Annotated in this window: 21 protein-coding genes; 9 read left to right on the top strand and 12 right to left on the bottom strand. The window is 68.8% G+C overall.

The genetic code is table 11. The features are described 5' to 3' along the window. Positions 1-32 precede the first annotated feature (32 nt). Positions 33-905: an SDR family oxidoreductase gene (locus N1F91_RS03870; RefSeq protein ID WP_289990421.1), complete on the top strand. Its 873-nt coding sequence runs from the start codon at positions 33-35 to the stop codon at positions 903-905. Between the two features lie 24 nt (positions 906-929). On the opposite strand, the gene N1F91_RS03865 is transcribed toward N1F91_RS03870, so the two are convergent. The 3 genes from N1F91_RS03865 to N1F91_RS03855 all read right to left on the bottom strand — a co-directional run bounded on the left by N1F91_RS03865 (position 930) and on the right by N1F91_RS03855 (position 2948). Then, positions 930-1865, bottom strand: coding sequence for an NAD(P)/FAD-dependent oxidoreductase (locus N1F91_RS03865; protein ID WP_289990420.1), 936 nt, complete (start codon positions 1863-1865; stop codon positions 930-932). Between the two features lie 50 nt (positions 1866-1915). Continuing rightward, complete coding sequence (locus tag N1F91_RS03860) at positions 1916-2692, bottom strand: DUF2243 domain-containing protein (protein WP_289990419.1); 777 nt, start codon at positions 2690-2692, stop codon at positions 1916-1918. An 85-nt stretch (positions 2693-2777) separates the two neighbouring features. Further along, entirely contained in the window at positions 2778-2948 is a 171-nt protein-coding gene (locus N1F91_RS03855) for a hypothetical protein (protein WP_289990418.1), read from the bottom strand. 165 nt (positions 2949-3113) lie between these two features. Between N1F91_RS03855 and N1F91_RS03850 the strand changes: the two genes are divergently transcribed. The 4 genes from N1F91_RS03850 (at position 3114) to modC (ending at position 8330) form a co-directional block, all read left to right on the top strand. Further along, positions 3114-5396, top strand: a complete 2283-nt coding sequence (locus N1F91_RS03850) for an FdhF/YdeP family oxidoreductase (protein WP_289990417.1) — start codon at positions 3114-3116, stop codon at positions 5394-5396. Positions 5397-5779: 383 nt separating this feature from the next. Beyond that, positions 5780-6499 (top strand): molybdate ABC transporter substrate-binding protein, encoded by a 720-nt coding sequence (gene modA, locus N1F91_RS03845; protein WP_289990574.1) that lies wholly within the window; start codon positions 5780-5782, stop codon positions 6497-6499. 17 nt (positions 6500-6516) lie between these two features. Then, the gene (modB, locus tag N1F91_RS03840) at positions 6517-7218 is read left to right on the top strand and encodes a molybdate ABC transporter permease subunit (RefSeq protein ID WP_289990416.1); all 702 of its coding nucleotides are present in this window, start codon (positions 6517-6519) and stop codon (positions 7216-7218) included. Next, positions 7215-8330: a molybdenum ABC transporter ATP-binding protein gene (gene modC, locus N1F91_RS03835; RefSeq protein WP_289990415.1), complete on the top strand. Its 1116-nt coding sequence runs from the start codon at positions 7215-7217 to the stop codon at positions 8328-8330. Before modB ends, modC begins: the two co-directional genes overlap by 4 nt. 29 nt (positions 8331-8359) lie before the next feature. On the opposite strand, the gene N1F91_RS03830 is transcribed toward modC, so the two are convergent. The 5 genes from N1F91_RS03830 to N1F91_RS03810 are packed head-to-tail and all read right to left on the bottom strand — an operon-like array spanning position 8360 to position 14729. After that, positions 8360-9316, bottom strand: coding sequence for a hypothetical protein (locus N1F91_RS03830; RefSeq protein WP_289990414.1), 957 nt, complete (start codon positions 9314-9316; stop codon positions 8360-8362). After that, the gene (locus tag N1F91_RS03825) at positions 9313-10335 is read right to left on the bottom strand and encodes an ABC transporter ATP-binding protein (protein WP_289990413.1); all 1023 of its coding nucleotides are present in this window, start codon (positions 10333-10335) and stop codon (positions 9313-9315) included. Before N1F91_RS03825 ends, N1F91_RS03830 begins: the two co-directional genes overlap by 4 nt. Beyond that, positions 10332-12263 carry a dipeptide/oligopeptide/nickel ABC transporter permease/ATP-binding protein gene (locus N1F91_RS03820; RefSeq protein ID WP_289990412.1) on the bottom strand — a complete coding sequence of 644 codons (1932 nt, stop codon included), beginning with the start codon at positions 12261-12263 and terminating at the stop codon, positions 10332-10334. The genes N1F91_RS03825 and N1F91_RS03820 overlap by 4 nt, the downstream gene beginning before the upstream one ends. Further along, positions 12260-13204: an ABC transporter permease gene (locus N1F91_RS03815; protein ID WP_289990411.1), complete on the bottom strand. Its 945-nt coding sequence runs from the start codon at positions 13202-13204 to the stop codon at positions 12260-12262. The genes N1F91_RS03820 and N1F91_RS03815 overlap by 4 nt, the downstream gene beginning before the upstream one ends. Positions 13205-13211: 7 nt before the next feature. Further along, positions 13212-14729 carry an ABC transporter substrate-binding protein gene (locus tag N1F91_RS03810; protein WP_289990410.1) on the bottom strand — a complete coding sequence of 506 codons (1518 nt, stop codon included), beginning with the start codon at positions 14727-14729 and terminating at the stop codon, positions 13212-13214. A 222-nt stretch (positions 14730-14951) separates the two neighbouring features. Here N1F91_RS03810 and N1F91_RS03805 point away from each other — a divergent pair, with 222 nt between their 5' ends. Then, positions 14952-15731 (top strand): GntR family transcriptional regulator, encoded by a 780-nt coding sequence (locus N1F91_RS03805; RefSeq protein ID WP_289990573.1) that lies wholly within the window; start codon positions 14952-14954, stop codon positions 15729-15731. Positions 15732-15768: 37 nt separating this feature from the next. On the opposite strand, the gene N1F91_RS03800 is transcribed toward N1F91_RS03805, so the two are convergent. The 3 genes from N1F91_RS03800 to N1F91_RS03790 form a co-directional block, all read right to left on the bottom strand. Further along, the gene (locus tag N1F91_RS03800) at positions 15769-17691 is read right to left on the bottom strand and encodes a TRAP transporter large permease subunit (protein ID WP_289990409.1); all 1923 of its coding nucleotides are present in this window, start codon (positions 17689-17691) and stop codon (positions 15769-15771) included. A gap of 93 nt (positions 17692-17784) precedes the next feature. After that, complete coding sequence (gene dctP, locus N1F91_RS03795; RefSeq protein ID WP_289990408.1) at positions 17785-18804, bottom strand: TRAP transporter substrate-binding protein DctP; 1020 nt, start codon at positions 18802-18804, stop codon at positions 17785-17787. 155 nt (positions 18805-18959) lie between these two features. Beyond that, a complete protein-coding gene (locus tag N1F91_RS03790) occupies positions 18960-19898 on the bottom strand; it encodes a LysR family transcriptional regulator (protein WP_289990407.1) in 939 nt (312 codons plus the stop codon). 151 nt (positions 19899-20049) lie between these two features. Here N1F91_RS03790 and N1F91_RS03785 point away from each other — a divergent pair, with 151 nt between their 5' ends. From N1F91_RS03785 to thyA, 3 genes are all read left to right on the top strand, one after another. Further along, on the top strand, positions 20050-21165 hold the full coding sequence (locus N1F91_RS03785; protein WP_289990406.1) for an amidohydrolase family protein: 1116 nt from the start codon (positions 20050-20052) through the stop codon (positions 21163-21165). Further along, positions 21152-22312 carry a CoA transferase gene (locus N1F91_RS03780; RefSeq protein ID WP_289990405.1) on the top strand — a complete coding sequence of 387 codons (1161 nt, stop codon included), beginning with the start codon at positions 21152-21154 and terminating at the stop codon, positions 22310-22312. The genes N1F91_RS03785 and N1F91_RS03780 overlap by 14 nt, the downstream gene beginning before the upstream one ends. Positions 22313-22483: 171 nt before the next feature. After that, positions 22484-23383, top strand: a complete 900-nt coding sequence (gene thyA / locus N1F91_RS03775) for a thymidylate synthase (protein ID WP_289990572.1) — start codon at positions 22484-22486, stop codon at positions 23381-23383. A 55-nt stretch (positions 23384-23438) separates the two neighbouring features. On the opposite strand, the gene N1F91_RS03770 is transcribed toward thyA, so the two are convergent. After that, positions 23439-24383, bottom strand: coding sequence for a chlorophyllase (locus tag N1F91_RS03770; protein ID WP_289990404.1), 945 nt, complete (start codon positions 24381-24383; stop codon positions 23439-23441). Positions 24384-24403 lie beyond the last annotated feature (20 nt).

The raw sequence follows: 24403 nt of genomic DNA, 5'->3' as shown, positions 1-24403 counted from the left end.
CTGGGCCAAGCCAATCAGAAAGGATTTTCCCGATGCAGGAGCATCCGCAGTCGAAGCATCCCCAGCCGCCCATGCCGAAACAGCAGCAGGACATGCCGGGCTACACAGACGACATGAACCCGCGGCCCGACCACGGGGAGGAGAGCTATCGCGGAAGCGGCAAGCTGACGGACCGCGTCGCTCTCGTCACCGGCGCCGATTCGGGCATCGGCCGCGCCGTGGCCATCGCCTTTGCGCGCGAGGGGGCGGATGTCGTCATCTCCTATCTGGAGGAGGACGAGGATGCGCGCGAGACGGCGCGATGGGTCGAAGAGGCGGGCCGCAAGGCGGTCGTCCTGCGCGGCGACATCGGCGACGAGGGCTTCGCCCGCTCGCTCGTGCAGCGGACCGTCGAGGAGTGCGGGCGGCTCGACATCCTCGTCAACAACGCCGCCCATCAGGCCACTTTCGAGAAGCTGGAGGATATATCGTCGGAAGAGTGGGATCTCACCTTCCGCACGAATGTCTACGCCATGTTCTATCTCTGCCAGGAGGCCGTGAAGCACATGAAGCCCGGCGCCGCGATCATCAACACCTCGTCGATCAACGCCACCAGCCCCTCGCCGACGCTCCTGGCCTATGCCACGACCAAGGGCGCCATCGCCAACTTCACGGCGGGTCTGGCGGGCCTCGTCGCGGAGCGTGGAATCCGCGTCAACGCGGTCGCGCCCGGTCCGATCTGGACGCCCCTCATCCCCTCGACCATGCCGCCGGAAAAGGTCGAGAGCTTCGGCAAGAACACGCCGATGAAACGGCCCGGCCAGCCGGCGGAACTCGCCGCGACCTATGTCCTCCTGGCGTCCGACGATGCGAGCTACACCACGGGCGCGCTCTACGAGGTGACCGGCGGCCGGCCGATGATCTGACGTTTCGCGGGCGTCCGCCGGTGGTCACCTGACCGCCGGCGGGCGCGGAAAATCGCCGTGCCGCAGCGCGTTGTGGATGTCTGTGGCAGCGAGCGCCGCATGGCCGAAGCCGACCGCGATCTGGTTGAGCGCCTGGACGACGTCGCCGATCGCGTAGAGCCTCGGCACCGATGTCTCCTGGTGTTGTCCCACCAGCACGTAGCCATGATCGTCGCAATTGGCGCCGACGATGGCGGCGAGGCCCGAACGGACGTCGCAACCCATCGCTGCATAGAGCAGATCGATCCGAAACGGTGGTGTTCCGTCCGTCTTGCCGACCTCGAAGCCGTCGTGAAGCCGGACAACCTCGCCGGTCCGGTCGCAGAGCCCGATGCCGGCACCCGAAGCCTGACTGCGCGTCGCCGTGGAAGCGTCGTCAGGATGGCTGAAGAGCATGACGACGTTCGAGCTGAAGTGCCTGAGGAACTCAGCCTCCTTCAAGGCCGTGATTTCCCGGCCGATCACGCCGATCCGCCGGCCGCGGGCCTCGTAGGCGTCACAGACAGGGCAGAGACGGACGAGGCCGGCTTCGACGCCGGCCCATGCATCGGCGATCGGTGGCGGCCGGTCGACGATACCTGTGGCTAGGATGACGTAGCGGGCCGACACGGTGCCCGCATTTGTGGACAGCGTGAAGTGATCATCGGTGCGGCCCAGCGTTTTCACCGGCGTTTCGACCATGCACGCGCCGAACGAGAGCGCCTGGAGGCGCAGGCGCCGCAACAGTTCCTCCCCGCCGATGCCGTCGGGAAAGCCGGGACAGTTGTGCGTGCGGGGAATGAGGCGGGCGCGAGGATCGCCGGCATCGAAGACGGCCACGCTTCGAAGGAACCGCGCCAGGTAGACGGCAGCGGCCAGTCCGGCCGGGCCGCCGCCGATGATGGCGACGTCGAGAGGGTGTTGGGATTGCTCGTGGACCATGTCCGGCAAACCCGGCGCGCGCGGCGTTGTTCCTCTCCTGGTCGCGGACGTCACGCCTCGCCGCGCGGCGGGCGAGCAGCCTGGGGCGCGTTGCCGGGCGCGGCGCTTCTGGTCCAGGCGAGGCACCCGGCGAGAACGGGCGTCGACGAAACCAGGAGCGCTCCGCGCCCGTGGAGCGTGGCGAGGCCGGACCAGGATACGGTCTCGACACCCCAGACGGTGCCGCCCGCGTCGGTCCACTTCAGCCGGCTTCCGGCCGCCAGGACCGCCCGCATCATGGCCGGTTCGCTCATGCCGGGACGAAAGACGATGATGGTCTCCTGCTGGCCGGAAAAACGCGGACCGGCCGCAGCCAGCAGGCCCGCCAGGACTGCAACCGAGGCCACCGCCGCAGCCGCTCCCCGCGACGGGCCGCCGCGGTTGGGCAGGACGGCTGCCAGCACCAGCGGCGCGATGCCGAAGACCACGAGCCAGCCGATGTCCCAGGCCAGCGGGGTGTCGCTGTCCATCCGGATTCGGTGCAGCCCGAGCAGCCAGTGGGAGAGGACGGCGTCGATCACATGCCAGGTGCCGAAGCCGATCAGCGTCAGCCGCAGGATCTCGCTCGTGGTCCCGCCGCGTCCGCCCGCCGCGCGCCCCGCCACCAGCAGCACCGCACCGGCCAGCGCGATGACGTACATGAGGAGGTGAAACAGCCCGTCTGCGAGGATCTGGAAGGGGAGGTCGGAGCCCGCCAGCTCGTCGAGGCCCGACAGCAGATGGTGCCACTGCAGGATCTGGTGAAGGACGATCCCGTCGAAGAAGCCGCCCACCGCGAAACCGACCATGAGCCAGCCGGCTCGCGTTGTTCCGTCGAGCCGGGCGGAACTTGGTGCGCAAGCGGCAATGGCCATGTCGATGCCTTCGTCTGCGCTATCGTCCGTCCGGCGGGAGCCCGCCCGGATCCTCCGGAGCGTCGCTACCGGGTGCATTCGTTCCCGACGCGCCCGGCTTCTTCGGCAGGGCGGCGTTCTGGTCGGTCTCGTCACGGGGCGGGATCGGCTGAAGCTTGCGCGCCCCGGTCTCGCGTTCGTTCGTGCTCATTCTGGCGCCCTCGATCGTGGATGCTCCAAACCTCCGCGCGGCGCCGTTGTTCCCGCACACCCGCAGCACGGCCGCGGGAGCGGGATGACGGGCGCAGCGGCCGGTGGCGCGCGAGGAACCGATCCGGCCGGGCGGCATTTGCGGTTCTCAACCGGGAGAACCTCGATGACGCGACGCGCCCGCCACAAGACCTACGACCAGCCAACGGGAGGCTGGGGGTCGGTCAAGTCGCTTGCCAGGCATGCCAAGGGGCAGAAGGCCGTCGCAAGCCTGGGCAGCCTCGTGAAGGACCACAACAAGCCCGGCGGCTACATGTGCACCAGCTGCGCCTGGGCGAAGCCGGCGCAGCCGCATGCTGCCGAGTTCTGCGAGAACGGCGCCAAGGCGACCTTCTGGGACCTGACCGGCAAGCGCACCACGCCCGATTTCTTCGCCCGCCACACGGTGTCCGAACTGCTCGGCTGGTCCGATTTCGATCTCGAGAACGAGGGCCGGCTGACGCATCCGATGCGCTACGACGCCACCATCGATCACTATGTAGAAGCGAGCTGGGACGAAGCCTTCCGGGAGATCGGCGGGAAGCTCAAGGGATACGACCGCAAGAGCGTGGTGTTCTACGCCTCCGGCCGCGCCTCGCTCGAGACGTCGTACATGTACCAGCTGCTGGCGCGGCTCTACGGCAACAACAACCTGCCCGACAGTTCCAACATGTGCCACGAGACCACCTCGGTGGCCTTGCCTCAGAGCATCGGCACGCCGGTGGGGACCGTGCTGCTGGAGGACTTCGCGCAGACCGACTGCATCCTCTCGTTCGGCCAGAACGTCGGCACCAACTCGCCGCGCCTGCTGCACAGCCTGCAGGAGGTGCGCGAGCGCGACGTGCCGATCATCGTCTTCAACCCGCTTCGCGAGCGCGGCTGGGAGGCCTTCGTCAATCCGCAGCGTCCCGCGCAGATGATGACCAACAGCCCCACACAGATCGCCACGCAATATTGCCAGCCGCGGGCGGGCGCCGACATCGCCGTGATGATGGGCATCGCCCTGGCGTTGTTCGAGCTCGACGACGCGGCGCGGCCGGCCGGCCGCGAGCGCATTCTCGACGAAGCCTTCATCGCCGAGCACACGCATGGGTTCGAAGCCTTCGAGGCGAAGGTTCGCGCGACGTCCTGGGCTGAGATCGAGACCACGAGCGGCCTCACGCGCGCATCGCTCGAAGCCGCCGCCGCCACCTATGCGCGGGCGAAGGCCGTCATCGCCATCTACGGCATGGGCCTGACGCAGCATCGGCTCGGGGTCGACAACGTGCAGATGCTGATCAACTTGCTCCTGATGCGCGGCAACCTCGGCAAGCCGGGTGCCGGCATCTGCCCCGTCCGCGGCCATTCGAACGTTCAGGGCCAGCGAACCGTCGGCATCGCCGAGAAGGCGAAGCTCGTGCCGCTCGACCGCCTCGCCGCGCAGTTCGACTTCGAACCGCCGCGCGAGGACGGGCTGAACACGGTCGAGGCCTGCGAAGCGATCGCTGCCGGAAAGGTCAAGGCATTCGTTGGTCTCGGCGGCAACTTCGTCCGCGCCATCCCGGAGCGGGAGCTGATGGAGCGGACGTGGCGCGACATGGACCTTTCCGTGCAGATCGCCACCAAGCTCAACCGAACGCATCTGGTGACGGCGCGGTCGACCTGGCTGCTGCCGACGCTCGTCCGCTCCGAGATCGACGAGCAGGCGACCGGACCGCAGATCGTCACGATGGAGGACTCCACCACCTGCGTCCATGCCTCGCACGGCAAGCATCGGCCGGCGAGCCCGCATCTGATGTCGGAGCCGAAGATCGTCGCCGGGATCGCCAAGGCCACGCTGGCGCCGAACCCGAAGGTGCCCTGGGACGACTGGGTGGCCGACTATGCCCGCGTCCGCGACGCGATCGCGGTAACGTTTCCGGACGATTTCCACGACTTCAATGCGCGTCTCGATATCCCCGGCGGCTTTCCGCGTCCGGTGGCGGCCCGCAACCGCAAATGGGAGACCGACACCGGCAAGGCGAACTTCAAGCTGCCCAAGGCCCTGTCCGCCAGCTTCGACGACGGCAAGGATCCGGACATTCTGCGGCTGATCACGCTGCGTTCGAACGACCAGTTCAACACCACGGTCTACGGCTATGCCGATCGGCTCCGCGGCATCCACGGCTCGCGCATGATCGTCATGATCAACCGGGCGGACCGGGAACGGCTCGGGGTCGCCGAGGGCGGCATGATGCGCCTGACCACAGCGGCCGACGACGGGCTGGCGCGCAGCATGGGCGGCTTCCAGGCCATCGACTACGACCTGCCCTCCGGGACGGTCGCCGCCTATTATCCCGAGTGCAATCCGCTCATTCCGTTGTGGCACTACGCCGAGGAGAGCAAGACGCCTGCCGCGAAGTCGGTACCGGTGCGCATCGCGCCGGAATAGCGGAGACTGGCGCCGGCCTGGTACGCGAATGCGTCGACAGGCCGGCCGAACGTCGATCACGTCTCGCTCGGGCCGCCCGCGATGGCGCGCTGACCGCCCGCATGTCCTGTCCCGCGCACCCGATCTGCCTCTGCCGCCGCCCGGGGGGGCGGCCGTCTCATGCCGCCACCAGGCGCGGGTTCCTCGCACCTTGCCGATGGACAGGGCGCGAGTGATATGTTTGACTGGAAATATCGGTTGGTCCGGCGGCGGTCGCTTCACCGCCCCGGTCACCCATGTCTCCAGCAGAGGTCAGTCCCATGTCGCCACATCGGAAAGCCGGTCTTGCATGTGCGTCGGTCCTCGCCGGCGCTCTGGCGCTGGCTGCGGGCGCTTCGCCGCTCATGGCGCAGGGCAAGCTGACCGTCTTCGCGGCGGCGAGCCTGAAGAACGCGCTCGACGAGGTCAACGCGGCCTGTGCGGCCGACGTCGGCGAGAAGGCGACGATCTCCTATGCCGGCAGTTCCGCCCTGGCCAGGCAGATCGAGCAGGGAGCGCCCGCCGACGTCTTCATCTCGGCCGACCTCGCCTGGATGGCTTATCTCTCCGAGAGGAACCTGACCAGGAAGGACACGGAACTGGAACTCCTCGGCAACCGGATCGTCCTCGTCGCGCCCGCCGATTCGACGAGCGCGGCCGAGATCGTCCCCGGCTTCGATCTTGCCGGGCTTCTCGGCGACGGCAAGCTCGCCATGGCCAATGTCGACGCGGTTCCCGCGGGCCGCTACGGCAAGGCGGCGCTGGAAAAGCTCGGCGTCTGGGCCTCCGTCGAAGCCGACGTGGCACAGGCCGAGAACGTCCGCGCCGCGCTGGCGCTGGTCTCGACCGGCGAGGCGCCGGCGGGGATCGTCTACCAGACGGACGCGGCGGCCGATCCGAAGGTGAGGATCCTCGCGACCTTCCCGCAGGAGACGCACCCGCCGATCGTCTACCCCGTCGCACAGATAGCGGCTTCCACGCATGAAGCCGCCGCGCCTTTCCTCGACTGTCTGCAGACGGGCAAGGCGAGGGCGCTGTTCGAGAAGCAGGGCTTCACCGTCCTGGCGCCCGTCGCGTCGAACTGATCCGGATGGCCTGACGCATGGGGTGGCTGGAGCTCGGTCCCGACGAATGGAACGCCGTCCGGCTGTCGCTGCGCGTGTCGCTCTGGGCCACGATCGCCTCGCTGCCGCTCGGCATCCTCGTCGCCTGGGTGCTGGCGCGCAAATCGTTCTGGGGCAAGTCGATCCTGAACGGCATCGTCCACCTGCCTCTGATCCTGCCGCCGGTCGTCACCGGCTACCTGCTGCTTTTGACCTTCGGCCGGCGAGGCCCCGCAGGCGCGTTCCTCGAAAGCTGCTGCGGCATCGTCTTCTCGTTCCGCTGGACGGGGGCGGCGCTCGCCTGCGCCGTGATGGCCTTTCCGCTGATGGTTCGGGCGATAAGGCTGTCGATCGAGGCGGTCGACCGCAGGCTGGAGGCCGCGGCCGGCACGCTCGGCGCCCATCCGGCCTGGGTCTTCGCCACCATCACCCTGCCGCTGATCCTGCCCGGCATCGTCGCGGGCATGATCCTCGCCTTCGCCAAGGCGATGGGCGAGTTCGGCGCGACCATTACCTTCGTCTCCAACATCCCGGGCGAGACGCAGACGCTGCCCTCGGCGATCTACACCTTCACGCAGGTCCCCGGCGGCGACGTCGGCGCGCTCCGGCTCACCCTCGTCTCGATCGCCATCGCCATGGCGGCGCTGGTCGCGTCCGAAGTGCTGGCGCGGCGCATCAGCCGGCGGATGGACATCGAATGACGCTGTCCGTCGACATCCGCCACCGGCAGGGTGCCTTCGACCTCGAAGCAGCCTTCGAGAGCGGCGGCCGCCTGACGGCGCTCTTCGGCACGTCGGGATCGGGAAAGACGACGCTGGTCAACCTCGTCGCCGGTCTCCTCCGACCGGCCGAAGGCCGCATCGCCATCGACGGCCGCGTCCTCGTCGATACGGCGGCCGGTATCGTCGTGCCCGCACACCGCCGGCGCATCGGCTACGTGTTCCAGGACGCGCGGCTGTTCCCGCACCTGACGGTCGGCCAGAACCTGCGCTACGGCCGCTTCTTCACGCCGCCCGGCGAGCGCTATGCCGATGAGGCCGGGGTGGTCGACCTGCTGGGCATCGGCCACCTGCTCGACCGCCGTCCGGGCCACCTGTCGGGGGGCGAGAAGCAGCGCGTCGCCATCGGCCGCGCGCTGATCGCCAGTCCGCTGCTCATCCTCATGGACGAGCCGCTCGCCTCGCTCGACGATGCGCGCAAGGGCGAGATCCTGCCCTATATCGAGCGGCTGCGCGATGAAACGCGGATTCCCGTCGTCTATGTCAGCCATTCGATCGCCGAGGTCTCGCGGCTGGCGACCGACGTGGTCGTCCTGTCCGGCGGCCGCGTGCGCGCCGCGGGTCCGGCCGCCGAGGTGCTGTCGCGGCCGGACGCGCTGCCGACGGGCGAGCGCGACGAGACGGGCGCGCTGGTGGACCTGGAAATCGCGTCCCAGGACGACGCGTTCGGCCTGACCGTGCTGCGCTCGTCGGCCGGCGAATGGCGCCTGCCACGCATCGACCGGCCGGTCGGCACCAAGGTCCGCGCCCGCATCCGGGCCCGCGACGTCATGATCATGACGCAGGCGCCCGTGGGCATCAGCGCGCTCAACGTGCTGGCAGCGCGCGTCGAGCACGTGACATCGGGCGAGGGGGCCGACGCGCTGGTGACGCTGAGATGCGGCACCGACCGCCTGCTCGCCCGCATCACCCGCCGCTCGATCCATGCGCTCGATCTCGCCGCCGGCAGGGAGGTCTATACCGTCGTCAAGTCGGTGACCTTCGACGGCGGCAATCCCGCCCACGCCGCGCCGCGCGTCACAGCGCTGGAGTGAGCCCCAGCGCCAAAGCGGTCTCCGGTCCGCTACTTCCGCCTGAAAAGCAGTGGGCAGCCCGCGACGTTCGCCTCCACCGCTCCCAGCCAGCCCAGCGCTGCCGGCACGCCCGTCACGTGAGCGTCGAGGAAGGCGGTCGTCAGCAGCCGCACGGCCTCCTGCTGGGTGGCGACCTGCGGGTAGGCGCCGCTGTCGCCGAAGCCGCCCAGATGATGGTCGCCGTCCTGCAGCACGGCAAGATACTTCCCGCCGGGCGGGGCGAGGTCGAAGGGCTCCGACTTCCAGTGCCAGTCGCCGCCTTTCGCGCCGCGGTCGAGCGTGCCCGTGACGGTCAGGACAGGTCCGTCCATCGCGTCCCACGAGCCGTCGCGCAGGCCCTGCTGGTCGCGGCCCTGCGCGCTGAGCAGCATCGCGGCGCCGAACCGGTCGTCGCGGAACCGGTGCGGCTGTCCGTCCGGCAGGTCGATCTCTGCGCCAGCGAGAAGCTGGGCGGTATAGGCGCCGAAGGAATGGCCGGCGATGGCAGACGGCAATGGCCGGTCCGGCCGGCCGCAGGTCGCCTGCAGCACCGCGTCCAGCCTGTCCATCACGCGGCCGACGGTGGCGACCCGCTCCAGCCAGTGCTCCGGCGCATGCAGGATCTCGAACATGCGTGCGCGGGCAGCAGGCATCTGCAGCCAGCCGGAGAGGTCGGCTTGCGGATCGAGCCCAAGTTCGGGCTCCTTTGCGGCCACCCGGCCGATCGCGTCGGAAAAGGTCGGCTGGAGGACCAGATACCCGCATCGGGCCCAGTGCCGCGAAAGGTCGCGGTAGCCGCGCCCGCTCGACCCCAGGCCGTGGCAGAACACCACCAAGCCGCGCGGCTCGACCTCCGAAGGCCAGCGGCACGTCAGGCCCTCGCCGATGGCCGGATCGTCGGCCAGCACGTCCTGCGCCTCCTGGATGCCGCCCGCCTCGACGACAGACGCGCAGGGCAGGGACGTCATGCCTGCACCAGCCGCAGCCGGGCCGACCCCTGTCCGGCAGGCGCTTCGAACAGGAAGCAGGCGGCCGTGCCGCCGCCGTCGACGGGATAATCCGGCGGCAGCTGCGCCTCGCAGCGCGGCATCGCGAAGGGGCAGCGGTTGCGATAGGGGCAGCCTTGCGCGGCAAGCCGCGGCGTCTCCCGCGCCGGCGCTGCCTTGCGGCTCGCGCGGCGGCGGCGCTGCGCATCCGGGTCGAGGACCGGCACGGCGTCGAGGAGCGCCCGCGTATAGGGATGGGCCGGCGCCCTGTAGACGCGGTCGGACGGCCCTTCCTCGACGATGTGGCCGAGATACATGACCGCGATCCGGTCGGAGATGTGGTGCACCAGTGCCAGGTCGTGGGCGATCAGCAGGTAGGCGATGCCGAGTTCGTCGCGGCGCTCGTAGAGCAGGTTGATGATCTGGTTCTGGGTCGAGACGTCGAGCGCGCTCACCGGCTCGTCGAGCACGATCAGCTTCGGCGCCAGCGCCAGCGCCGACGCGATGGCGATGCGCTGGCGCTGGCCGCCGGAGAACTGGTGCGGATGGCGCTCGAGATGCTCTTCCGAGAGCGACACCAGTCCGAGCAGCTCCACCGCGCGCGTGCGCCGCTCGGCGCGGCTCATCGTCGTGTGGACGCGCAGCGGCTCGGTGACGATGTCCTCGACGGTCATCGACGGGTTGAGCGAGGAGTAGGGGTCCTGGAACACGGCCTGGATCTGGCCGCGCACGTCGGGCGGATACCGCGTCTTCATCGCGGCGAGGTCGACGTCGCCGAAGCGGATCGTGCCGCCGTTCGCCGGCACGAGGCCGAGCACCGCATTGGCGATCGACGACTTCCCAGAGCCCGATTCGCCGACGAGACCGAGCGTCTGCCCCGGCCGGATCGACAGGTTCGCGCCTTTCACCGCATCGAAGGCCTTGCCCCTGAATCCGAGCAGCGACTTGCCCCAGTAGGTAACCCTGAGGTCGCGGATATCGAGCAGTGCGTCGTCGCTCATTGTGCCGCCTCCAGAACCAGTTCGTCGGCCCGGATGCAGCGCACCAGGCGGTCCGTTCCGGTCAGCGGGATCCGCCGTTCGCAGGCCGCGACCTTGAAATCGCAGCGGTTGGAGAAGCGGCAGCCGGCGGGCCAGGTGCCCGGCCGGGGGACGCTGCCCCGGATCGTCGGCAGCGGCGGCTTGCGGTCGGAGGCATGTGGCATCGCCGAAAGCAGGCCACGCGTATAGGGATGGCGCGGGCGGGCAAACAGGGCGTCCACCTCGGCCATCTCCACCATCTCGCCGGCATACATGACGCTGATCCGGTCGCAGATGTCCGCGGCCACCGCGAGGTCGTGCGTGACGAACAGGATCGCCATGCCGAACTCCGCCTGCAGGTCGCGGAACAGGTCGAGGATCTCCTGTTGCACGGTGACGTCCAGCGCCGTCGTCGGCTCGTCGGCGATCAGCAGCGACGGGTTGCAGCTCAGCGCGCGCGCGATCGCGATGCGCTGCGCCATGCCGCCGGACAGTTCGTGCGGGAAGGCGCGGGCGCGCTCGCCGGGGCGCGGGATGCCGACGCGGTCGATCAGTTCGACCGTGCGCGCCCAGGCCGCGGATTTCGACAGGCCGTGCTTGGCCCGCAACACCTCGGCGATCTGGCTGCCGACGGTGAAGGCGGGGTTGAGGCTGGTCGTCGGGTCCTGGAACACCATCGCGACCTCGTTGCCGCGGACCTCCTCGATCCGGCGCCGCGGCAGCGTCCGCAGGTCGCGGCCGTTGAGCACGATCGAGCCGTGCGTCGTCCGCAGCGCCACGCTGGTCAGCCCAAGGATCGCGAGGCCGGTCAGCGTCTTGCCGCTGCCGGATTCGCCGACGAGGCCGAGGGTCTCGCCCTTCGAGATCGACAGCGACAGGTCGGAGATCAGCGGCAGTTCGCCGCCGTCCGCGGTGGAGACCGTCACCCGCAGACCCTCGACGCGCAGCACCTCGTCGGGGCGGGGCGGCGGCAGGGCGGCGGCGGAGGGTGCGACGTCCGCGAGCGCCGCGAAGGACGCGACGGGCGCGTCCTGCCGCGCAGCGACCGTGATGCCCCGTCCGACCCCGTCGCGGATCACGTCCCCGATCAGGTTGATCGACAGGACCGTCAGGATGATGGCGATGCCGGGCGGGATGGCGAGGAACCAGTGCAGGTCCATGAAGGCCGCAGCCGTGCTGAGCATGGTGCCCCAGCTCGCGTCCGGCGGCTGCACGCCGAGGCCGATGAAGCTCAGCCCCGCCTCGGCCAGGAGCACGGCGCCGACGGTCAGCGTCGTCTGGACGATGAGTGGCGGCGCGATGTTGGGCAGGATGTGGCCCAGCAGGATGCGGCCGCCGGAGGCGCCGACGACGCGCGCCGAGCGGACATAGACTTCCTCCCGCTCGGCCAGCACGACGCCGCGCGCCAGCCTGAGGAACGAGGTGGAGAACAGGATGCCGAGCGCGATCATCGCCTTGTGCAGCCCCGTGCCGAGCAGAGCGAGGATGACGATGGCGACCATGATCCCGGGTATCGACACCACCGCCTCGACGACCCGCATCACCACCCAGTCCCACCAGCCGCCGCGATAGCCGATGAACAGGCCGATCGGCACGCCGATGAGAATGGCGATGGTCGTGGCCTCGCCGGCGGCGATGACGGCGATGCGGCAGCCGTGGATCAGGCGCGACAGCACGTCCCGGCCGAGATCGTCGGTTCCCAGCCAGTGGGCGGCCGAGGGCCATTGCAGCGAGGCGATCAGGTTCTGCCGCAGCGGGTCGTAGGGCGAGACGAGATCGGCGAAGAGCGCGAGGAAGACCAGCAGCGCCAGGATGGCGCCCGCCACGACCACGATCGCGGCCGATCCGCTCGCCCCGCGGCGCCTGCGGCTCGGTGCCGCGGCCGGCCCGTCGCTCGGAACTGTCTTCATGACGGGCGCGCCTTGGGGTTGAGCAGGCCGTAGATCACGTCGGTGGCCAGCTGCACGACCACGACCAGGCCCACCATGACGAGGACGAGCCCCTGGATCATCGGAATGTCCTGCTGACGCACGGCGCCGATGGCGAGCGTGCCGAGCCCGTTGATGGCGAAGACCTGTTCGACGATCAGCGCGCCGCCGAGCAGGACGGTGATCTGGAACGACAGCACGGCAACGACCGGCACCATGGCATTGGTCAGCGCATGCTTGAGGATGACGCGGCGCGACGACAGGCCCTGCGCCCGGGCGGCGCGGATGTAGTCCTGCTGCAGCACGCCAACCATGGCCGAGCGGACCTGGCGGGCGATGGCCGCGCTGGACGAGAGCCCGAGCGCGATGGCCGGCAGGGTGACGCTGCGCAGCCAGTCCACGGGCGATGCCGAAAGCGGCGAGAAGCCGGTGGCGGGAAACCAGCGCAGGTTCACCGCGAAGATCGCGACGAGAAGCAGTCCGAACCAGAAGTTCGGGATCGCCTGGCCGAACGTCGCGCCGACGGTGGCGAGCCGGTCGATGAGGGAGCGCGGGCGCAGCGCCGCCGCGATCCCTGCCGCCACGCCCACGACGACGGCGATCAGCGCCGACACGAGCGTCAGCGAGAGCGTGACCGGCAGCCGCTGCATCAGGGCCGTCGACACGCTCACGCTGTTGAAGAAGGAGGTGCCGAGGTCGCCCTGCACCGCCCGCCCGAGCCACTGCACGTAGCGGACGACGATGGGCTCGTTGAGCCCCATCCGCTCGCGCAGCATCTCGTGCTGCTCCTGCGTCCCCGTCTCGCCGAGGATCAGGTCGACGGGATCGCTCGGCAGCAGCGACGTGAACGAGAACGTCATCACCGAGACGATGAACAGCAGGGGTATCAGCGCCAGAAGGCGCTGGACGATGAGCCTGAGCATGGGACCGTCAGTCGTTGGCCTTCAGGCCGCGCAGGTTGACCGAATCCTCGCCGTAGCGATAGACGACCGTCGGATTGTTCGCCGTCTTTTCACTGGTGCCGATCAGGATCGGCGCATTGGTGACGAAGATCAGGAACGCCTCTTCCGCCAGCTGCTCCGCCATCTTCCTGTAGACGGGTGCCCGCACCTCGGTTTCCACCGACGTCAGACCCTCCTCAGCGAGCGCCAGCAGCGTCTCGCTCGGCTTGGCCTTGAACGGGTTGTAGTTGGCGTCGTCGTAGACGTAGCGCAGCGCCAGGAATTTCGGGTCGGTGATGGTGTTCCACACGAGGTTCGTCGCCGGATAGGCCGTTGTGCGGCTGACGCGGGCCAGCGTGCCCGGCTCCTGCGGCGCTATGTTCATGGTGATCCCGATCTCCTTGAAGAAGCCGGCGAGCGCCTCGAGACGCGACTGGTAGACCGGGATCGACGGCATGTCGAAGCTGAAGCCATCGGGGAACTTCGACTGCGCCATCAGGTCGCGCGCCTTGTCGAGATCGTAGTCGTAGACGCCTTCGAGGGCCGGATCGTAGGCCCAGTCGCCCTTGCCGTAGGGCTGGAACGACTTCGCCGCCAGCCCGAACTGGATCGCCTTGTTGAAGCCTTCGCGGTCGATCGACAGCGCCATCGCCTTGCGCACCAGCGGATCGGCGAAGGCGGGAACGACGGTGCCTTCCCGGTCGGAGATGATGACGTGGTAGTTGAGACCGCCATTGTTGCGGATCAGCTTCAGGTCGGGCGTGCGGTCGATGATGGCGGCCTGGGGGTTGGACAGCCAGTTGCCGGCATCGATCTGGCCGGTCTTGAGCGCGTTCAGGCGCGCCGTGTCGTCCGGGATTTCCCAGACCTCGTAGCGGGCGAGGCCGATCTTGTCCTTGTCCCAGTAGGTCGGGTTCGGCGTGTAGACCTGCACCTCGCCCTCGCGCGACTCGGTCTTGATGTGGACATAGGGGCCGGTGCCGACCGGATTGCGGTCGAGCGCCGGGTCGGCCATCGCCGCCGGCGCGATCATCATGCCGCCGGTGTAGCAGAGCGTCGAGATGATCGCCGGGTCGAACTCCTTCAGCCTGATTATCAGCGTGTATTCGTCCGCCGCGGAGGCGCTTTCCACCGTCTTCAGGCCCTCGACGATGCCGATCTCGACGCCGCGGTTGATGTTCTTCGCAGCCGCGTCGGCATTGAAGGGCTCGCCGTTCGTGAAGCTGACGCCCTGGCGCAGCGTGATCGTCACGTCGAGACCGTCGACCGCATAGTCCGTCGCCAGCAACGGCAGGTTCTCGCCGTTGGGGCCTTTCTCGAAAAGGGACTCGTAGGCGGGACGGAGGAAGGGAACGCCGCTGCCGCTCTGCTTCTGCGGGTCCATGGTGATGAGCTTCACCTGCTCGGCATACTTGAACGTGCCGCTTCCCTGCGACAAAGCAGGGCTTGCGGCCAAGCCCAGCGCCATTGCGACAGCGATCGTCGATCCCGTGATCCAGCTTCTCATCGTCGGCCCTCCCAGCCTGTGAGACGCCGCAGACGGCGGCGCCGGTCCAACCTCACATCGAGCCCTTGTCTCGATTGTGATTTAATAATAGCACATTATCACTTTGGTGATTTGACTCAACCGTTTTTCGTCGGCTTCTTCGGGCGCGACGATTGTTTCGGCCCGCGCCGGTGCGTAACGAGGCAGCGGGAAGATGCTTGAAGGATGGACGCCTTGCCGAGCGTGACCGCAGAAAAGCAGATGCTCCGCGAAGACGGGACGCCTTACTACGTCCAGCTTGCCGCGATCATCCGGCGCCGCATCGCCGACGAGACGTGGCGGGTCGGCGACCGGCTGCCGACACTGAAGCACTTCGTGGCAACCTTCGGTGTCTCGCCGATGACCGTTCGCCACGCCCTGTCGGGCCTGGAGAAGGAAGGCCTGATCAGCGCCGAGCGGGGCCGCGGCACTTTCGTCACCGCGAGGCCGGACGCTGCGGTGTCCGTTCCCTACGGCCTCATCCGTTCGCCGGGGAATCGCGGCGCGGCGCTGAGCTTCCGCGTCGTCGAGAGCCGGCCCGCGGCGGCCGAGCTGCGCATCCTCCCCGAGGAAGGGAAGCCGTGCGGCCCCTACCGCTACATGAAGCGGATCTTCGAGCGGACGGGCAGGCCTTTCATCGTCGGCGAATACCTCGTCGCCGACCGGGTCTACGACCTGATCCCGGCCCGCCTCTGGGGCACCGAACTCATCTCCAACCTGCTTTACGACGCCAAGGACGTGGGCCTGGCGCGGGTGCGGCAGACGCTGCGCGTCGTCTCCGCCATGCCGCAGGACGCCGCCGAACTCGACATCCAGGTGAACGAGCCGGTCATGCGCGTCAGGCGCCTCTTCCTCAATGCTGCCGGCGAGGTGATCTGCCTCGCGCAGCTCGTCTACCGCACCGACGGCGTCGTCTTCGACATCAACATCGACCTCGACGACCGCACCCGCCTGCTCGAACTCGGCGGTATCCCGGAAGCCTGAGCCCGCCCGGCGCTGCGGCTGCATCGTCGATCCTCCGTCACATCAGCGAGGGCAGGAAGAGCACGATCTGCGGAAACACGGTGATCAGCAGGACGAGGCCGAGGAACGCGAACCAGAACGGGAAGACGCCGCGGAAGATCTCGTACATCGTCACGTCCTTCGTCAGCGACGCGATCGCGAAGACGTTGACGCCGATCGGCGGCGTCACGACCCCGAGCTCGACCATGATCACGCAGATCACGCCGAACCAGATCGGGTCGAAGCCTGCGTTCATCGCCAGAGGAAAGAACAGCGGCACGGTGAGCACGAGTGCGGGCAGCGCGTTCATGAACATGCCGATGACGACGTAGAAGGCGATGATCGCCGCGAGCAGCTGGTACTTCCCGAGCTGCATTCCGGCGATCAGGTCGGCGAGCTGGCTGGTCAGCCCGCTGATCGTGATGAACCGGCTGAACACGGTCGCGAACATGAAGATGATGATGATGGCCGTCGACAGGCGAAGCGTCATCTCGATCGACCGCCAGAGCGACCCGCGCGACAGCCGGCCGGTCAGCGCGGCGATCACCAGCGCCCCGCCGACGCCGAGCCCGCCCGCCTCGTTGGGCGTCACCAGCCCGCCATAGAGCCCGCCGAGCACCAGCAGGATCAGCGCGAGGATCGGCCAGATCTCGACGGTCGAGGCCAGCCGCTCGCGCCAGCTGCTCCTTTCGCCGCGCGGGGCGAGCGCCGGGTCGATCATCGCCCGGACGGTGATCATCGCGATCAGGATGAAGGCGAAGAGGATGCCGGGCAGGATGCCCGCGACGAACAGCTTGCCGATCGAGACCTCGGTGATCATGCCGTAGACGATGAAGGCGATCGAGGGCGGAATCATCACGCCGATCGTGGCCGCGCAGGCGATGGAGGCGGCGGCGAGCTTCATGTCGTAGCCGTAGGCCCGCATCTGCGGCAGCGCGATCGAGCCCATCGAGTAGACGCCGGAGAGCGTGTCGCCGACGATCGAGGACAGGCCGGCGCTGGCCACCGTGCTGGCCGAGGCCAGTCCGCCCGGAAGATGCCCGATCCACCGGTAGGCTGCCCGGTAGAGGCTTTCGGCGAAGCCGCAGGCCACCACGATCAGCCCCATCCAGGTGAACAGCGGCACCGCGCTCCAGGTCTGGTCTGCGACCACGTCGAGGGTGGTCGTGCCGAGGCTGGTCAGGCTCGCGCCCGGACTGATCAGCATGCTGATGCCGAGGAGGGCGGTGATCGCCATGGCGGCGGCGATGTGCACCCCAAGGAAGATCAGGACGAAGCACAGCGCGATGCTGCCCGCGCCGCGCATTTCGCGCGGAAGCTCGAACGGGAGGTCGCCCGGCCTGAGCGCGAACCAGACGATCGCGAGCGCCACGGCGGTCCACAAAGCCAGGATCGCAAGCGAGCGACCGTCCCGTATTTCCACGACCTCTCCGATCACCGCGATCAGGTTGACGAGGAGGGCCAGCGCAAACAGCGCCATGAAGACAGCCGCCGCCGCCGCGAAAGGCCACTCGGGAATGGCGAGCACGCCCGTCACGATGCCGTTGCTGCGCAGGTAGAGCGCCTGGAAGGCGATCTGCAGCGCCGTGATGCAGATCGTCGCCAGCGTCAGCAGGAGCCCGCCGGCCAGCAGCGGTGTGCGCACGAAGCCGGGCAGGGCGTTCAGGAGCACGTCGACCCGGATATGGCCCTTCTCCTGCTCGACGAGGGCAAGCGTCGACAGCGCGACGAAGACCATGAGCAGCCCGGCCAGCTCCATCCCGCCCGGCACCACCGTCGCGAAGAGATTGCGCATCACCACGTCCGCGACCGTCAGCAGCATGATGGCGGCAAGCGATGCGCCGCCGAGATAGCGGGCCGCGCGGTTCAGCCAGCCGATGCCGAACGAGGTTCCTGCGGGGGCGGCGGCGGATGTCGGCATGGGCGCCTTGATGGATGTCATGGATACGAACCTCGTGCGGACCCGGCGCGCCGCCGATGATCGAGCCTCCGTCCGCCGCATCGACCGGACGGAGGCACCTCGTCCGCGTGCCGGTCAGTTCTGGTCGTAGAGCTTCATCAGCCGGACGGCTTCGTCGAGGATCTCCTGGCCGGGCAGGCCCATCGCGTCGGCCTTCTGCACCCACGCGTCCCACATCGGCCGCATCGTCGTCGCCAGCGTCTCCTGGTCCGCGGCGGAGAAGGTGTGGATGTTCTCCGGTGGGATCGCCGACATCGCCTGTGCCGCGCCGTTGGTCGTGTTGTAGTAGAAATAGACCGGCAGGAGATCGGCCAGGTGCTTCTTCTCGTCGTCGGTCAGCCTGTCGTAGGCGTCCCTGTTCATCACCGTGCTGTAGGTGCCCGGATTGAGGTTCACCAGCGTGTGGTGAGTGGTCACCTCGTTGAGCTTGAAGTTGTTCACCCAGCCCCAGGCGCACAGCACCCCGTCGACGGCGCCCCGCTGCAGCGCCAGATAGGCGTCGGGGCCGACCATCACGCTGGCACTCGCGCCGAGCTTCTGCAGCACCTCGACGCCTGCCGCGTCCTGGGCGGCGAAGACCTTGCCCTTCAGGTCGCCGAGCGTTTCGATGGCCGACTTCGAGTGGATATGCGCGCCCAAGGCGACGAAGGTCGCGATCTCCACGACGTTGTCCTCGGGCGTGAAAAGTTCACCCAGCGCCGGATAGGTCTCGCGCAGGCGCCAGTAGACCGTGCTGGCGATCGTCTGGTTCTTCGCCAGCCCCGGCAGGGTCAGCAGTTCGAGCTGCGGAAACTTGCCGGGCAGGACGGGGTGCCAGACGAAGCCGATGTCGAGCAGGCCGGAGCCCGTCGCCTGGAGCCAGTCCTTGAACGGGGTGACCGAGTTCGGCGGGAAGAAGACGACCTTGGCCCGCTCGTGCGTGATCGCCTCCAGCTGCGCCGCGAAGCGCCGGTCCATCGCGTTCCAGGGCGTCCCGTCCGGCGAAGCGAACTGCATCTTGAGTTCGAACTCGGCTGCGACCGAGGCTTGCGGCAGCATCGCGCCGCCGGCCAGGAGCAGCGCCAGCGCGCCTCCGAGAATTGTCCGATATGTCATTGTGTCCTCCCGGATCGTATCGAGGGAGCGCGATGAACTCGGGCCGCCCGACCCCGACCGACGCAGGTCCTCCTCGGCAGCCGTTCTCGCATCCTCCGGCCGGAAGCGTAGGCCTCCGCATGGTTTAGCGGCACTTATTTCTTCTAACGCGATCCCTAATCCGCGCTTAAGGCAGGCGTGACGATCCGGCGCCACTCCTCCGCCATCCGCTGCAGCTCCTGACGGAAATAATCGTAGAACAGCTGCGCCGGCCTTCCCATCGGCCGCTGCGTCGGAACGATGAGCGCGACATCGACATGGAAGGCGGGCTGCTCGATGGGGTTGACGGTCACCCGGTCGTTGCCGAGTTCCTGCAGGCCGACCCAGAAGGGCAGGATGGACGACCAGTCGGTCTGGCAGACGAAGTTGAAGCCGGCCGACAGGCTGTCGATCGAGATCTTGCGCTCGAGCACGATCTCGCCGCTGCGGATCGCTTCCTCGATGTTCGAGCGCAGGCTGTTGGTGCCCGACGGGACCGACAGCTTCAGCGGCGACAGATGGGCGAGATTGACCGGCTGCATCGGCGTGAGCCCGCGCCGGGCGCCCGACAGCAGCGATACCGGGTAGCGGCCGATATGGGTCGCCACGACACTGAGGTGGTCCTGCCGGAACTGGCCGACATAGAAATCGAGGCCGCCGGCCGAAGTTTCGGAGACGAGGACGTCGGCCGTGCCGCTGGCAATCTCGATGTCGATGCGTGGGAATTCGCGCGTGAACCGCGCCAGAACCTGCGGCAGGATCGCCTTGGCGAGACCCGGGGCGAAGCCCGCCGAGATCGATCCGCTCAGACCGGCCTTGAAGTCCTGCAGCTCGATCTCGGCCTCCGACACGGCCTTCAGCACGGCCAGGCACCGGCTGTAGAAGCGGCTGCCCGCGGCCGTCGGCCTGACACCGCGCGGGGTGCGTTCGAACAGGCGGGTGCCGAGGCGTGCTTCGAGCGAACTCATCTGCTGGCTGACGCCCGGCGCCGTGCAGTTCAGCCGGAGGGCTGCGCCGCTGAGCGAGCCCGTCTCGCAGGCGGCGACGAAATAGCGGATCTGCCTCAGGTCCATCATCACGCGGTCCGATGTTAGAAAAACGTAATCCCACCGTCAGGATAATTAACTACCGCTGATAGCGCCAGCCGCCTTATGGTCCGCCGGTCGCCCTGGCGGCGGGAAAATCGCGCACCGCGCGCGGAACGAAACGATCGAGGTTCGCTGAAGCATGACCCCGCAGGAGCGGCAGGCCTGGGTTCGCCGCATGGGCGCCCGTCGGGACTGGTGGGACAGCCGCCCCGAAGACGTCGTCGAGCCCGGCTGGGAGGTCGTCGACGCCCATATCCACCTCTGGGAGGAGCGGGATTTTCCGGATCCATCCGGTGCCGCCACGCCGCTGCGCACCAGCACCTACATGCTTCCCGAGCTTGCGGCCGACCTCGGCGCCGGGCATCGCGTTGGCGACGTCATCTACGTCGAATGCGGCTCGGGCCATCGCGCCGACGGGCCGCCGCACCTGCGGCCGGTGGGGGAGGCGGCGTTCGCGCTCGGACAGGCCGCAGCCATGGCCGGGCAGGTCTCCGGCACCCGCATCGGCGCGGCCGTGCTGCATGCCGACCTGGCCGATCCCCGCCTGGAGGAGATACTTGACGCCTACCGCGACGTCGCGGGCGGATTCGTCAGCGGCATCCGGCAGAGCGGAGCGCGGCTGGAGGATCCCGCCGCCCGCCTGCTCGCCGGCGCCGCCCGGCCGGGTCTTTATGCCGACCCTGCCTTCCTGCGCGGGCTGGCCATGGTCGGCGAGCGCGAGCTCGTCTTCGACGCCTTCCTGTTCCACCACCAGCTCGACGACCTCGTCGAGATGTCGCGCCAGGCGCCGGGCACGACGATCGTCGTCGACCACGCCGCCACCCCCATGGGCTACACCGGCGCGGCACGCCCGGGAGATCCCGTCTTCGACGCATGGGGCCGGCAGATCGACCGCATCGCCGATCTGCCGAACCTCGTGGTGAAGCTCGGCGGCCTCGCCTCCATGGTTACCGGCTACGATGCGCACCGTCGTCTGCGGCCGCCGTCGTCGGAGGAGTTCCTGGCCGAGCGCGGCGCCTATTTCCGCCATGCGATCCGGAGGTTCGGCACGGAGCGCTGTCTGTTCGAGAGCAATTTTCCGGTCGACAGCGCCTCGATCGGCTACCGGACGCTGTGGAACGCCTACAAGACGCTGGCCGCCGAACACCGTCCCGACGGGCGCCGTGCGCTGCTCGCGGACAATGCCCGGGCGGTCTACCGGATCGCCGCGCGCACGAGCCATCAAGGTCGGGGAGACGACGATGTTGCCGCTTGAAGGATACCGGGTGCTCGACCTCACCCACGTGCTGGCCGGGCCCTGCGCCACGCATCACCTGCGCTGTCTCGGCGCGGAGGTGATCAAGGTCGAGCGCTTGGGCGGCGGCGACGCCATGCGCGCGCTTGCCATGCAGCCGGAGCTCGACGGACTGGCGCCCGGCTTCCGCGCCCTCAACGCCGGCAAGCAGTCGGTCGTCATCGACCTCGCCGAGCCGGCCGGCCGCCGGTCGGTTCTCGATCTCGCCAGGACGGCCGACATCTTCGTCGAGAATTTCCGTCCTGGCGTCGCAAGGCGGCTCGGACTCGGGCCCGAAGAGATCGGTGCCGTGCGCCCCGACATCATCTACTGCTCGATCTCCGGCTGGGGCCAGTCGGGCGACAATGCCGCGCGCGGGGCCTACGACCATGTCGTCCAGGCAGCGACCGGGATGATGATGATGCAGGGCGGCGGAGACGATGCGGGGCCGGTGAAGGTCGGGTTCCCGGTGATCGACATCGCCACCGGCATCAGCGCCGCCGAGGCGATCCTGGCGGCCGTGGTGCGGCGCCTGCGCGGCGACAACGGTCCCATCACGCTGGACGTCTCGATGGTGGATTCGGCCGTTGCGCTGATGTCGGGACCCGCCGCGACGGTGCTTGCGACGCGCCAGCCGCCCGGCCGGGTCGGCAATCGCGGCTTCGTCGGCAGCCCGGGCGCGGAGACCTTCGCCACCGCCGACGGACACATCTCGGTCGCGGCCAACACGATGGGCCAGTTCGCCGCGCTCTGCCGGCTGCTCGGCCGCCCCGAGCTGGCCGGCCCGCCATGGGTTCCCGCGGGCCTTGCCGACGATGCCTTCCTCGCCAACGTCGCCACGGACGAATTGCGCCGGGCGCTGTGCAGTGCTTTCGCCACCGCAAGCGCAGCCGATCTCGAAACCAGGCTCAACGCCGCCAACGTGCCCGCCGCGCGGGTCCGAAACCTGCTGGAGTTCCTGACCGAGGTCTATCCGGCGACGCCCGGCATCGGCGTGGACGGCGAACCGCTCGCCTTCGGTCCGGCTTTCCGGCAGGCCGGCATGGAGAGGCCGACGCTTCCGACAGCGCCGCGGCTGGGTGCGGATACAGAACGGCTGGTCCCGGCGAAGCGATCCGGCCCGGACTGAACTTCTGGCGTCCTGATGCGCGATCGCCGCGGCGTGCGCCCGGCTTTGCGCCGGGTCCGCAATCGGCTGGGGATCGCAGGCCGGCAAGGGTGCGTGATCGGCCATCCTCGTCTAGTCTGGGCGCCGCGTGGGAATCGCGGCGCGGGCGCTGCGGAACGAACGGACGGCATGATGCAGACCCATCCCGAACGGCAGTATCTCGACCTGATCGAGCGGATCCTCGACACCGGCGACCGCCGCGTCGACCGCACCGGCGTCGGCACCCTGTCGGTGTTCGGCGCGATGCTTCGCTTCGACCTGTCGGACGGCACCATCCCGGTGCTGACCACCAAGAAGGTCTACTGGAAGACGGCGATCAAGGAGATGCTCTGGTTCCTGACCGGCGGCACCAACATCCGCGAGCTGCTCCAGGAGAACGTGCGGATCTGGACCGACTGGCCGCTCGCCCGCTACCGCAGGGAGACCGGCGAAACGGTCAGCCAGGCCGATTTCGAAGCCCGCGTGCTGGCCGACAAGGCCTTTGCCGCACGCTGGGGCGACCTCGGGCCCGTCTACGGCAAGCAGTGGCGGCGCTGGCTGGGCGCCGACGGGCGCGAGCACGACCAGATCGCCGAGGTCATCCGCCTGATCCGCGACAACCCCGGCAGCCGCCGCATGTTGTTCCACGGCTGGAACGTGCCGGAGCTTCCGGGTATGGCGTTGCCGCCCTGCCACATGGTCTACCAGTTCCACGTCCATTCGAGCGGCCGTCTCAACATGCTGATGTACCAGCGCTCCGGCGACGCGCTGCTCGGCCTTCCGTTCAATTTCGTCGGCGCGGTGGCGCTGCAGGCCATGGTGGCGCAGCAGGCGGGCCTTTCGCTCGGCGAGTTCGTCTGGATGGGCGGCGACGTGCATCTCTACCTCAACCACCTCGACCAGGCCCGCATGCAGGCCGGCCGTGATCCGAAACCCTTCCCGACCTTGGCGCTCCGCCGGCGGGCAGAGACGATCGACGACTACCGGATCGAGGATTTCGAGGTGACCGGCTACGACAGCCATCCGGCGATCGCAGCCGACGTCGCCGTGTGACGCAATGCGGCGCGGGCCCGGGGATGGCGCCCGGCCCGCGCCGTTCGCGTCGCCCTCATTTCGTCTCGACGGTCCCTTGCGGGCTTGCGTCCGCCCGAAACGCCGCGAGCGCTTCGTCCCAGGCGTGATCGCCCGGATGGAGCGCGCTGCGCAGATAGGCGGTCGACAGGCGCTGCACGGCCGCCAGACGCGCCGGGCTCTCGTCGGTGGTCTCCCGCGCCTCGTAGTTCGGGATGCCGCCCAGCGAATGCTCGCCACCGGCGAGCGTCAGCAGCGCCTTGCGCGGCGGCGCGAGATCGTAGGCCTCGCGCCACCAGTCCGGGCCGCGCACCGTCATCGCGCCGCGGTCGCTGTCGCCGGCCACCACGAGCGTCGGCGGCGTCATCGCGGAGAAATCCGGCTGCATGAACGGGAAGTGCGTGGCGGCAAAGGGGCTGAGATTGGCCCCGCCGGTGCCCGGCACCGCCATCAGCACACCGGCCTTGACCCGTCCGTCGGCGATGTCGACGACCGAGCCGTCATCGGGGTCGGGATGCGTGGCGCCAAGCAGCATGCTGGCGGTCTGGGCGCCCCAGGAATGCCCCGCGACGGCGATGCGGTCGCGGTCGAGGCGACCGGTGAGGCCGGGCACCGCCTGCTCGATGTCGTCGAGCCGGTCGAGGATATACACGAGGTCGGTCTCGCGATAGCGCCAGAACTGTCGCCGGCGCGGGGCGTCGGCGGTGAGGCCGAGCAGGCGGGAGTCGAGATGCGTCGGCTGCAGGACGGCGAAGCCGGAGCCGGCCCAGTGGTTGGCGAGCGGCCCGTAGGCGTGCAGCGACTGGCCGTTGCCATGAGAGAAGAGGATCACAGGCAGCGCGCCACCATTCGCCGGGATCGAGACCCGCAGGTGGATGTCGTGCCCGCGACCGGGGGCGGCGAGGCGGACCGGCGCAAAGGAGAGGATGGGGTATGGATCGGTGGCCGGGAGCGGCGCCACCTGGGGCAGGGCATGCGACATCGAGGGTGTTCTCCGGTAAG

Source organism: Aquibium sp. ELW1220 (assembly GCF_030398385.1).
In the GTDB taxonomy this organism is placed as follows: Bacteria; Pseudomonadota; Alphaproteobacteria; order Rhizobiales; family Rhizobiaceae; genus Aquibium.
The sequence above is the reverse complement of the archived record's forward strand: the minus strand, read 5'-3'. Positions and strand labels throughout refer to the sequence as shown.